Source organism: Paenibacillus sp. J2R1T-4 (assembly GCF_059692235.1).
The window spans coordinates 39,235-51,240 of record NZ_JCAUBA010000029.1 but is presented as its reverse complement, the minus strand read 5'-3'; the positions used below and the strand labels follow the sequence as shown (position 1 = coordinate 51,240).

11 protein-coding genes and 1 pseudogene are annotated in these 12,006 nt (G+C 51.7%); 1 reads left to right on the top strand and 11 read right to left on the bottom strand.

Annotated elements, in window-relative coordinates:
• Positions 1-36 precede the first annotated feature (36 nt).
• Positions 37-546: pseudogene (locus AC58QD_RS30170) on the top strand (zinc-binding metallopeptidase family protein); the annotation flags it as partial.
• 44 nt (positions 547-590) lie between these two features.
• Here the strand turns inward: AC58QD_RS30170 and AC58QD_RS30165 are convergent.
• From AC58QD_RS30165 to AC58QD_RS30115, 11 genes are all read right to left on the bottom strand, one after another.
• Positions 591-2,018, bottom strand: a complete 1,428-nt coding sequence (locus tag AC58QD_RS30165) for an MATE family efflux transporter (RefSeq protein ID WP_497338755.1) — start codon at positions 2,016-2,018, stop codon at positions 591-593.
• An 89-nt stretch (positions 2,019-2,107) separates the two neighbouring features.
• Positions 2,108-3,070 carry an RluA family pseudouridine synthase gene (locus AC58QD_RS30160; RefSeq protein ID WP_497338754.1) on the bottom strand — a complete coding sequence of 321 codons (963 nt, stop codon included), beginning with the start codon at positions 3,068-3,070 and terminating at the stop codon, positions 2,108-2,110.
• Complete coding sequence (locus AC58QD_RS30155; protein WP_497338753.1) at positions 3,070-3,636, bottom strand: cob(I)yrinic acid a,c-diamide adenosyltransferase; 567 nt, start codon at positions 3,634-3,636, stop codon at positions 3,070-3,072. Before AC58QD_RS30155 ends, AC58QD_RS30160 begins: the two co-directional genes overlap by 1 nt.
• 21 nt (positions 3,637-3,657) lie before the next feature.
• Positions 3,658-5,253 (bottom strand): cobyric acid synthase, encoded by a 1,596-nt coding sequence (locus tag AC58QD_RS30150; protein WP_497338752.1) that lies wholly within the window; start codon positions 5,251-5,253, stop codon positions 3,658-3,660.
• A complete protein-coding gene (gene cobD, locus AC58QD_RS30145) occupies positions 5,250-6,362 on the bottom strand; it encodes a threonine-phosphate decarboxylase CobD (protein ID WP_497338751.1) in 1,113 nt (370 codons plus the stop codon). Before cobD ends, AC58QD_RS30150 begins: the two co-directional genes overlap by 4 nt.
• A gap of 14 nt (positions 6,363-6,376) precedes the next feature.
• Positions 6,377-7,189, bottom strand: a complete 813-nt coding sequence (cobS, locus tag AC58QD_RS30140; RefSeq protein ID WP_497338750.1) for an adenosylcobinamide-GDP ribazoletransferase — start codon at positions 7,187-7,189, stop codon at positions 6,377-6,379.
• Positions 7,162-8,151 carry an adenosylcobinamide-phosphate synthase CbiB gene (gene cbiB, locus AC58QD_RS30135; protein WP_497338749.1) on the bottom strand — a complete coding sequence of 330 codons (990 nt, stop codon included), beginning with the start codon at positions 8,149-8,151 and terminating at the stop codon, positions 7,162-7,164. Before cbiB ends, cobS begins: the two co-directional genes overlap by 28 nt.
• A 29-nt stretch (positions 8,152-8,180) precedes the next feature.
• Positions 8,181-8,834 (bottom strand): bifunctional adenosylcobinamide kinase/adenosylcobinamide-phosphate guanylyltransferase, encoded by a 654-nt coding sequence (locus AC58QD_RS30130; RefSeq protein ID WP_497338767.1) that lies wholly within the window; start codon positions 8,832-8,834, stop codon positions 8,181-8,183.
• Between the two features lie 15 nt (positions 8,835-8,849).
• Positions 8,850-9,890 carry a nicotinate-nucleotide--dimethylbenzimidazole phosphoribosyltransferase gene (gene cobT, locus AC58QD_RS30125; RefSeq protein ID WP_497338766.1) on the bottom strand — a complete coding sequence of 347 codons (1,041 nt, stop codon included), beginning with the start codon at positions 9,888-9,890 and terminating at the stop codon, positions 8,850-8,852.
• Between the two features lie 251 nt (positions 9,891-10,141).
• Complete coding sequence (locus AC58QD_RS30120; RefSeq protein WP_497338748.1) at positions 10,142-10,924, bottom strand: heme ABC transporter ATP-binding protein; 783 nt, start codon at positions 10,922-10,924, stop codon at positions 10,142-10,144.
• Between the two features lie 42 nt (positions 10,925-10,966).
• The gene (locus AC58QD_RS30115; RefSeq protein WP_497338747.1) at positions 10,967-12,004 is read right to left on the bottom strand and encodes a FecCD family ABC transporter permease; all 1,038 of its coding nucleotides are present in this window, start codon (positions 12,002-12,004) and stop codon (positions 10,967-10,969) included.
• Positions 12,005-12,006 lie beyond the last annotated feature (2 nt).

The window sequence follows — 12,006 nt, the reverse complement described above, 5'->3', positions numbered from 1 at the left end:
GGTAAGGAGATGAGTTACAAAGTGAGAAGCACAGAAATGAAAAATGAAATCATCAAAAGATTTACAACGTATGTCCAAGTGGATACGCAGTCTAATGACAGCAGTGATTCTTGCCCGACAACGGCTGGACAGCTAACTCTAGGCAAGATGCTGGTGGATGAGCTGAAGAGCATAGGCATGCAGGATGTCACTATGGATGCAAACGGCTATGTAATGGCTACCCTTCCTGCGAATACCGACAAGCAGGTGCCTACCATCGGTTTTATGGCCCATTTAGATACCGCTACTGATTTTACTGGGGCAGGAGTGAAGCCGCAAATCGTTGAAAGCTATGACGGACAAGATATCGTCTTAAACGAAGCTCAGGGAATCGTGCTTTCTCCAAGGGACTTTGGAGGGCTGACTCTATACAAGGGCCATACTCTAATTACGACGGACGGAACTACGCTACTAGGTGCAGACAACAAAGCCGGGATTGCCGAAAATATGACCGCCATGGCTTATCTGATTCAACATCCCGAGATCAAGCATGGCCGGATCCGAGTCGTGTAATCGAGGCTTGTTGTCAGAAGGTGCTAATTATGCAGACCCTATACTTTAATCGTCTTCCAATCCCCTCGACGGAAACGGAGGATTAAAAAGAGGGTACGATAAACCTGATCTACAGCAATCGCCAGCCACGCGCCAAGCAATCCCCAATCAAAAATGTACACGAAGATCAACGTCAACACGATGCGGATGCCCCAGACCCCGATAAAAGTAATTTTCAGAGAGAACTTCGTGTCGCCAGCTCCCCGTAATGCCCCGGCAAGAACAAACTGAGCTGCCTGAAATACCTGGGTCCAACCGATTACCTGCATAGCAATGCTCCCTAATCGAATTACTTCTTGATCATTCGTATACAACATTAATATCCATTGAGGGAACACGATGAAGCCTATACCTACGACGCCTGAGAACACCATTCCAAGCTTATTGGTTTCCCAAGCGAGCTGTTCCGCCTGCTGTGGCTTCTTAGCCCCCAATCCTTGTCCGACTAGAGTTGTAGCTGCATGGGATAGAGCGAGAGCAGGCATGATCGTCAGACCCAGTATGTTAAAAGCAATTTGATTAGCGGCGAACACCTGTGTTCCGAGGCCTGCTATTAATATCGTTAAAAATATTTGTCCAATTCGCATTACACAGGTTTCTGCCGCGCCAGGCAGCCCGATCTTCAAGATTCGGCGAACCAAATCCCTATCGATCTGACCGATTAGCGATATCCGGAGTTTTATTTTCTTACGGCCAGAGAAAGCTCCGTTCAGCATCCATGCGGCAGCCAGTACGCGTGCAACCAGAGTCGCAATACCTGCACCCAGCAAACCGAGCTGGGGCAACCCGAACCATCCATAGATGAGCGGGACTCCAATAGCAACTATAAGCACGTCTGCGGTTACGTTTATTTTGGCCGACGTCTTCGTATCCCCTGCTCCGCGCAGAACTGACGAGACACTATTGCTGAGAATCGTGAAGGCAAAGGCAAGAAACGCTAACCGGGCATAGCCAGCCGCTCCTTCCACTACCTCGGGTGTAGCTCCCATCCAGCGTAAAATGTTCGAAGCAAACAACATGCCGAACAGCACGATTGGAAGGATGAACAAGATGTTGACGTTAAAGCTCGTTTGCGCCGAACGGTTGGCCTCCTCGCTGTTGCCAGCTCCAATTGCTCGAGCAACAATAACTGTCGAACCGATATTCATTGCTGCGAAGAGCATCCCGCAGAAAAGAATAGGCTGGCTAGTTAAGGCAACCCCCGCTACAGCTTCCGCACTTACACGACTCACCATGATCATGTTAAGCATGAGGATCAAGTTACTTAGGAACATCTCGGTTAGAGTTGGCCATGCGAGATCAAGTACTTTTCGGCGTATTTCCCGCTTGGTGATCGGTTCCCCGCTATCAGGCAAAGCATCTAAAGAGGGCGACGATAGCGATTGTGTTGGGTGTTGGGATGGTTTCGGAGCGGGAATAAGGGACATAACGAAAAAACCAACCTCCATAGGATGAAATTTACATTTCCTAAATATACCATGTGGAGGTTGGAGTGGCTATACACTTTTTCGTAAGATTAAGAGTGGAATCTTTGGTCGAGATCTCGTTCCAACTGAGCCAGGTCTGTTGGGAGCGGAGCGCTAAAAACAAGCCGTTCCTTGGTGATGGGATGGGTAAGCCCTAGTGTAGCCGCATGCAGCGCGTGACGCCCGATCAGGGTGTCCCAATGCGGGTCGAGCGCTGCACGAGATACCGTTAATGGCAGGCTGAAGAGGCCATACATCGCATCACCAATTAAAGGGTGACCGATGTGACGCATGTGCACACGGATCTGGTGCGTTCGCCCCGTTTCTAATTTCAACCGCACCTTAGAGACGCTATCTCCATAAGCTCGCTCCACTGTGTAGTGGGTTACAGAAGGATACCCAGTAGGTGTTACGATCCTTAAATGCGTATTCTCGGGATCTCGGTCGATCGGACTGCGGACTGTTCCGCTCTCAGGCGTGACCAGCCCATGGACAAAAGCTACATATTCCTTATCCACTTCATTCGCCTGCAGCTGCTCGGAAATGTTCTGGTGGATAAATGGAGTCTTGGCAATAGCGAGCACTCCAGACGTATCCTGGTCTAACCGATGGATCGGCCTGAAGCGCACCTTAAGTCCACGCTGCTGCCAATAAAAGACGACAGCATTAGCTAGCGTCCCCGTATAGTGGCCATGTGTAGGATGCACGACTTGACCGACTGGCTTGTTCACTATGAGCAGGTGATCATCTTCGAATAAGATGTTAAGAGGCAAGTCTTCAGGAAGAATATCATCCGATTGCTCTTCCTCCATTCTTACCTCGACACAGTCACCAGCTCGGACCCGAACTGAGATATAGACGCGTTCACCGTTAAGCATGATCCCCCGCTCTGTCTGCTTCAACCTTGACAGAAGCGTGCGCGAGATAGTCATCCGATTCGACAACACAGTCTTCAGCAGCATCCCGTCGTCTTCCGGGGGAATGATGTAAGTTAATGGCTCATAGTATCCCATTATTTGCGCCGGAACACTTCTGCACTGCGGATATATTCGACATCGGCAACACCTTCTCGGGCGTTCGCCGTACGAGCGATAGTGAAGAACAGGTCCGATAGACGGTTTAAGTAACGGCGTACCTCGTCATTGATCGGCTGTTCTTTGGCCAGCGTGACAACACGTCGCTCCGCTCTTCGGCAAACCGTCCGACATACATGCAGAAGCGAAGAAACCGAGCAGCCTCCTGGAAGTATGAATCGGGTTAGATCCTGTGTCTCGGCATCATATTTATCAATCCATACTTCAAGCTGATCTACCATTTCTGCTTTCACTTTATAGGGACGAAGGTCCTGTTTCAGCAGCGCCAGATCAGAGCCACAGTCGAACAATTCATGTTGAATGTTCAGCATATCCTCACGAAGACCGTCATATAGTTGTGCACTCATAAGACTCATGGCTTGACCAACGAAGCAATTGAGCTCATCAATGGTCCCGTATGCTTCTACCCTTACATCATCCTTATCAACCCGTCCCCCGATTACTCCAGTTTGCCCCTTATCGCCCGTACGAGTATAAATTTTCATAATACACCCTCTCCTCTTTGGTTATTTATCCGATTCTTGTACAACCTGTACTCCCATAATCTCATAAACACGTTTCAAATCCAAATGAAGTCGCACATGCTCAGCTAATCGGTCAAATGCCTGCTCTCTAAGATCATCGAACGGTGTAATATCGTGGATCGGGTCCCATCCCTTGAGCTCCCGAAGCCTATTCAACCATAGACGGCGAAGCCGATCATTATGCAAAATGCCATGTATGTAAGTCCCCCAGATACGACCATTGCCTGTTACCGCACCATCTGAATGATAGGATTGTTCTTCATCTGGCGCATCATGAATGCGAACATGGAATGGCTGCTGCACAGGCTCCAGGAATCGGGTCCGTCCCATATGAATCTCATAACCGCTTACGGGATGCACAGTATCATTCTCTTCTTGGTAAAAAGTAGACCATCCTGTGATCCGCTCCGTCCTTTTCTCCCCCACGAACACCGTTTCAGCAGGAAAAATATTCAACCCTTCCAGCTCCGGTTTATCCGATTCTATAAGCTCTGGATCGAGCAGCCGACGGCCTAGCATCTGATAACCTGCACATATCCCGAGGATCGTTCCGCCTGATGCCGCAAATGACTTAACAAGCTGCTCGAGGCCGCTTTGACGGAGATATAACAGATCATCAATAGTGTTTTTGCTGCCTGGAATAATAACAGCGTCTGGATTTCCCCATTCCTCCGGCGTACTGACGTAGCGAAATCCAGCATCCGGTTCTACGGCAAACGGGTCAAAATCAGTAAAGTTGGAGATTCGCGGCAGCCGCAGCACGGCAATGTCCAATTGCTGTTCGGTCTGAGCATGGTTAGCGTTAGAACGCTGAAAATTCACCTTTGCATCCAAAGATGCCGAATCCTCGTCCTCCAGCCCCAAATCACGCATAAAAGGGATCACGCCAAGAACAGGCTTGCCTGTCTTGTTCTCTAACCAATCGAGTCCGGGCTGAAGAAGCGAGACGTCACCGCGGAACTTGTTAATAATGAATCCTTTTACACGATCCCGTTCATCAGGATTCAGAATCTCAAGCGTACCTACCAAGGAGGCGAACACACCTCCTCGGTCAATATCCGCGACCAATAATACTGGAGCATCCGCCCAGCCTGCCAACCTCATGTTGACGATATCCCGATCCTTAAGATTTACTTCGGCCGGGCTGCCTGCACCTTCTATGCATATGACATCAAAGCGCTGCCGAAGACGATTAAGCGAATCTTTAACAATCTGCTCAGCTTCCATAGAATAGTTCTCTCTATAAGAACGAAAGTCCAGATCGCGAACAGGTTTGCCATGTACGACCACTTGAGAAACCATATCCTGCTTGGGCTTAAGCAGGATCGGATTCATGTCGGTCGTTGCCGGAATGCGGCAAGCATCCGCCTGCATCCCCTGTGCGCGGCCTATCTCCTTGCCATCTAACGTAACGTAGGAGTTGAGCGACATGTTTTGCGATTTGAATGGTGCAACCCGCCATCCATCCTGTGTCAAAATACGGCAAAGGGCCGCAGTCAGAATGCTTTTGCCAACGTCCGAAGAGGTGCCTTGAAACATGATTGTGACCGCTTCAGGCGCTTTGTTGTTCAGATTCATACGTATTCCTCTCCCCCTGCTTCATTCATCAATGCCTTCACGACCCGATCCAACTCTCGGATAAGCCGCTCATTATCCTCTCGGAACCGAACAGCAACACGAGCATACCGCTCATCCAGCCCTGCGAAGAGGGAGGCATCCCGTATCAATATCCCTCGACGGCCTAGTTCCCTCTGAACTTGCTGTACATGAATAGGTCTCGCCCCTTGAGGCAGGGCAAATAACAAGTAATTGACACTGCCCTCGAATACACGCATCCCGATTTCTGTTAGGCGCGAGGCTAACCAAGGTTTTTCTTCAGCCAGCCAGCTATGGGTTTGCAGCTCATATTGGATATCATCCAGTACTGCAGTTCCTATCTTTTGGGCAAAGCTGTTCACGCTCCACGGTACTTGTCGCTCTCGCAGCTTACGAATGGAGTCCGGATGCGAGACGACAAATCCAAGACGAATCCCGGGGATGGCATAAAACTTGGTCATGGAACGAAGAACATGCAGATGCGGAGTAGTTGAAGCCAGCTGAAGCAGGCTCAGGTTATGCTCGTCCGGAACAAAATCCATGAATGCTTCATCGAGCAGTAACGGAGTGCCTTCGGACACCATTCTCCGCATAAGTTCGGGATTCAGCAGTTGACCTGTCGGATTGTTCGGATGGCCGAGCACAAGCAGCTCTGCTCGTTCCGCTGCGTAGCGGATGTCCCGTTCTTGCGGGACAAATCCATATTCGGAATAGAGCGGAATTGAGATCCGTTCCCTGTCTGTCTTGCGTACAGCATCCTCGTATTCCGTAAATGAGGGTGCAGCGATGCCCGTTACAGAAGGTTGAAACACTCGAATTGCCAGATCAATCAACTCAGCCGCGCCATTGCCTACAAGGATGCTGTCCGGCTCAATATTATATTTGACCGCTAGTTTGTTGCGCAGCTCCCGCACAGCAGGATCCGGATAACGGGCAAGCTCCCGCCACTGGGAACGAACAATGTCTCCAACTATATCTGGTGGGCCGAACGGATTCATATTGGAGCTATAGTCCAGGAACCCTTCCTCAGGTATTCCGAATTCCGCTTCAGCGGTTGTTAGATCGCCGCCATGACCGTATCGTTCAAGCATCCTTGACCTCTTTTCTAAGAAGAATATGCCCACATCACCACAATGAGCAGCCATGCCGTTTCCAGAAGTTCATTCAAAGCACCATAAGTATCACCTGTTAAACCGCCTAATTTGCTCACCATTTTACGGGCAAAAAACCAACCTATGACCAAAGTCGTTGTTGCGAACAGGACCGTATAAAAAAGAGTGGTGATGATCGATGTGTGGCTTGCTAAAAGGGTGATTATTGTTAAGGAGGCGGCTATCAGGAGAGCCGGGATCGCTTCTTTGTAGGAAACCGTCGCTACCAATCTGCCCATCCCTTCGCCCTCACGAGCATAAGGCCATCTGGCAATCGCATATACCATAAACAGCCGGCTCCAAATCGGGATGACAATAAGCAGAACCATCCAGGACGACGCATACTCCAAGAGGCTGTATAAGAGAGCTGCTTTCATTAGAAGCTGGCAGCACCCCACGATCACACCCATTGCACCCACTCGACTATCCTTCATAATCTCAAGCATTCGCTCCCTCGAGCGATGACTGAGCACACCGTCTGCTGTATCCATCAGCCCGTCCATATGCAACCCTCCAGTTAGCGCAATCCAAATACCCAGCAGGATGACGGCTAGTGGAGCGGTAGGCAGAACGGACTCAAGAATAAGGCTGAGCAGGAATAACACAAGACCTATAACAGCACCGGCCAATGGATAAAAAACGACACTTCGACGAAATAGACGTTCGTCATAATTCAATTGGATCTTAACCGGTATACGGGTAAGAAATTGAAAAGCGGCCGCACAAGCATGCAGCCATTCTATAGGGTGGAAACCGCCCAGACGCATAACATGCCTCCCAAGATCAGCCAGCTTATTCCATAACATATTCGGTTTGTTCTCACGATATCCCCTTGCTCTAGCTCCCGTGTAGGCCACCCCATCTTGGCTCGCTCGCTTATGTGATTCCCGTAATGATTCGTACCTCCAAGTTGGATGCCGATAGCTCCGGCTACAGCAGATTCGGGAACGCCGCTATTCGGGCTAGGGTGGAGATGGGCGAATCGGAATATCGAGCGCAGCGCCTGCTTCGCAGAGAATGAAGGCTCCAAAGTGCTATGAAGTACAATAAGTAGTCCAGTAATACGGGCGGGTATGAAGTTAAGAATGTCATCGAATCTCGCGGACGCCCAGCCGAAGTATAGAAAGCGTTCATTTTTGTAACCAACCATAGAGTCCAGCGTATTAGCCGCTCTGTATAACATAGCAAGCGGCGCACCGCCGAGGAAAGCAAAAACGAGCGGGGATACGACCGCATCAACTGTATTCTCGGACACCGTCTCCACTGTGGCTCGAACAATCTCACGCTCAGGTAACGATTGAGTGTCCCGACCTACGATATAGCCGACATAACGGCGTGCCTCTGGCAAATCACCTTTTGTAAGCGGTCGATATACTTGCATAGCTGCATCTCTAAGGCCCTTAACCGCAATTGTGGTCGAGATGAACCAAATGTTCACCGCATAGCCGAGCCATGCATGAATAGCTGCTGCGGCGTACCCAATTCCCCCTATTATTGTGAAGGACAGCAGCACTGTTGAGGAAGTGAGGATGATTCCGCGCCATCTTAGCTGCTTGGCTGAGAAGGATTCGTTAGCTTCATCAGGTCTTAACCATTTCGAGCACAGCTTGATGAATCGACCGATCCAGATGACCGGATGCGTGATCCACTTAGGATCACCGATGATCCAATCCAATACAATGGCAGCTGCGATCATAATTGCCGTCTCCTGAATGGAGTAAAACAGCATTCGTCTTCACTCTCCGTATCGCTGGCTGGTTAGGTTAGTTCGTCTATTTGTGTCAAATGGAACGCAATCGATTTCAGTTCAACAGGAATTCCTGCTGTAACCAGGAACACGTGATCACATATTTGGGCCAGACGCTGATTCATCCGTCCCGCCAAGTCCCGATACACACGACCGAGCTTGTAGGCCGGGACTATCCCGCTGCCCACTTCATTGGTTACGATCACCAATCGGCCAGGATATTGACGGACTGCATCGCATAGCTCGTCGAGCTTGTTATTGATAAGTGAAACAAGACACGGGTCTTCCTCGTAGGCGAGCACCCAATTCGACAGCCACAGCGTCAAACAATCGACCAGCACGACCGTGCTGGGATTGGAGGGCGATGCAGCGGAAGTGATGCTGCCGACCGGGGTGGGCGACGCGTCTTGAGGCTGCGCGGGTGCGAGGCCGAGCGTAGTCAGCAGCTCGGTGAGCTGCAGCGGCTCCTCGGCCGTAGCCCAGAAGCCTGGCGGCGCGGCGAGATCGCGCTGACTGCGGTGCTGGGCGACGCGCTCGGCCATCTCCGCGTCAAGCGCTTGCGCGGTCGCGATGTAGGTGCCGCGCTCGCCAAGGCGCAACGCCAGCTGTTCGGCGAACGAGCTCTTGCCGCTGCGCGCGCCGCCTGTCACGAGGATATGCTTCATCAATCGTGCTCGCTCCTATTCCTTCGAAATGCCTGCGCTCTCAAACGTAGCCATTTCGTTCATAATTTTCACTGCAGCTTCCACGATCGGGAAGCACAACACGGCGCCTGTGCCTTCGCCCAGGCGCATATCCATCGTAAGCATCGGCTTCAGCCCGATGCTCTCTAGGAGCTGCCGGTGGCCCAGCTCCTGCGACAAATGCGACGGCAGCATGCTGGCTGCCGACAGCGGAGCCAGGCGGCTCGCCACGAGCGCGGCCGCCGAAGAGATGAACCCGTCGATGACGACGGGGCAACGGTGCGCCGCGGCGCCGAGGATCACGCCGACAAGGCCGGCGATCTCCAGGCCGCCGAGCGCGGCAAGCACGCCGAGCGGGTCGGCCGCGTCTACGCGGTTCGCCGCAAGCGCTCGACGCACGATCGCGGCCTTGTGCAGCCGCTTCGCCTCGTCGATGCCGGTGCCCAGCCCGACGACAGCTTCAACGTCCGCACCGGTCAGCGCGGCGAGCAGAGCAGCACTCGGCGTCGTGTTGCCGATGCCCATCTCGCCGGTGGCGAACAGCCGATAGCCGCGCTCCGCTAGGCCGTTCACCGTCTCGACACCCGCCATCACCGCTTGCGCGGCTTCCTGCCGGCTCATCGCCGGTCCTGCGGCGATGTTCGCTGTGCCGTACTTCACCTTGCGGTTCACCAGCTGCGGATGCTCTATATCGGACATGACGCCGATATCAACGCATACCACATCGGCTCCTGCCTGGCGGGCCAGTACGTTCACAGCGGCTCCGCCGTGCAGGAAGTTCAACACCATCTGCGGTGTGACCACTTGCGGGAATGCGCTAACGCCTTCCACGCACACGCCGTGATCACCGGCCATCACAATAACCGCTTTGCGCGTCAGATCCGGGTTCAGCTCCCCCGTTATTCCAGCTACCTGCCAAGCGATCTCCTCCAAGCGGCCGAGACTGCCTGGCGGCTTGGTCAATTGATCCAGCCTCAGCCGCGCAGCCTGGACCGCCTCGTCATTCAATGGTTCAATGCGTCTAATAACATCTAGCATGCCGAGCTCTTCTTCACTTATTGCGAGGTTGCTCACGGACCAAGGCTCCTGTCTAATGTATGTTACAGCGGTTTATCCCTTACCCGCCGTTGTGGTTAGCGCCTTTTGAGGCAATTAATCTCTTCAATTACTTATAAAATGGGCTAATAAAGCCTTCTCAGGGTCTTATTTGGTGCGTGGCCCTTATTTCACATGATGCTAGCTAGCAACCTGGACGAAATAAGACCTTGAAAAGGCTCTATCCTTACTGACTACCCAGTCCAACCCGGCTGCAGCATAATCTGCGGAATTCCACTCACGGGATGCTCCGTTATGATCGGTACTGTTCCATATACATCCGCGATCAGCTCGCGGCGAATCACTTCCTGCGGTGTACCCACTTGGGCAACAGTGCCCCCATGCAGGACAAGCAAGCGATCGCAATACTGGGCGGCCAAGTTCAGATCGTGCAATACGGCCACCACCGTAAGATCCTCTTCAGCCTGCCAACGGCGAACTGCATCCATCATCTGCACCTGATACCCGATATCGAGGAACGTAGTTGGCTCGTCGAGCAATAATAGCTTCGGCTGCTGGGCCATCACTTTGGCCAAAGCAACCCGCTGACGTTCGCCGCCGCTCAAATTCTCAAGCGTCCGTTCCGCAAGGTGTACAAGGTTAAGCTTCTCCATTATACCCTCAATCAGCAGCATTTGGTCTTCCGTCTCGTCTCCTAACCAATTCTGGAAAGGAAAGCGCCCCATCTCCACAACTTCACGCACTGTAAATCCGATTGGCGGGAGCGCATCCTGCTGGAGGACAGCAACCCATTGCGCCAGTTCCTTACGAGCATAGCTGCTGACTTTCCGTCCATCGAGCTCTACTGCGCCTGAATCTGCTGTTTCAACACCCGATAAAAGCTTCAACAGCGTGGATTTTCCGCTTCCGTTAGGGCCAATAACACCAAACATTTCACCGCGTTCAACCGAGAAACCGACCTCTTTCAAGATGAGCTGCCGATCAAAAGACTTACAAACCTTGTTTATCGCAATCATCCCGCACCCCCTTCCTAAGGTCATTGTTTTTGTGCCGCCCTGTCAACTTTTCATTGTTTTCTTATGCTTGTTCAATAAGTAACCGAAGAAAGGTGCGCCCAAAAACGCAGTAACAACTCCTAGAGGAATCTCTGTCGGACTCAGCGCCATTCTTGCAATCGTATCTGCCCATAGTACGTATATCCCGCCTGCTATCATAGATAAGGGGACAATCAGCCTGTAATCCGGCCCTACAATCAACCGCACCAAATGTGGAGTAATTAAGCCTACAAATCCAACGACTCCCGACACCGATACAGCAGCAGCGGTTAACAGCGTGGATACAACCAGTACCCATCTTTTCGTGCGTTCTACGGATACGCCAAGATGTGATGCTTGCCGCTCTCCCAATGCGAACAAATTGAGTGAACGAGCGTATGCTGTCAACACAAGAAGCCCAACAATCAAATACGGCAGCACGACCACTGAATGAGACCACCCGCGAAGCGCCAAGCTGCCCATCAGCCAGAACAAGATTTCATTAACGACCCGATTGGACATCGACACCATGAACGATACTATTGCCCCGAGAAATGCCGATATCACAACACCCGATAAGATGATCGTCTCCATCTGGAATTTGCCGTTGAAATTAGCTAATCGGAATACGACCCATAGACTGATTAGTCCGGTTGTAAAAGCCACAATCGGAATCGTCCACTGCCCGAACAAGGCAAACTGCAGACCAAACAAAATAAGGAAGGCCGCTCCCACAGAGGAGCCTGAGGCCACACCTAATGTATATGGATCCGCAAGCGGATTACGCAGCACGCCCTGAAAGCCTGCCCCAGCTAGTGACAAGCAGCCGCCTACAAGAATACCGAGCATTATTCTAGGAAATCGGACTTTCATAATAATTTGTTCCGAGGATTCCGGCCATTGCACCTGAACCCAGTCCCCGACGAACGGGATATGGTGTAGTAAGATCAGCCACACATGAGAAATGGGAAGGCGCGCAGACCCCATCGACAAGCTGATCACTATGGAGAGAAGAAGGAGAAGCATGCCTGCTCCTCCCCACAACAACAGTTTCTTCTTCATGA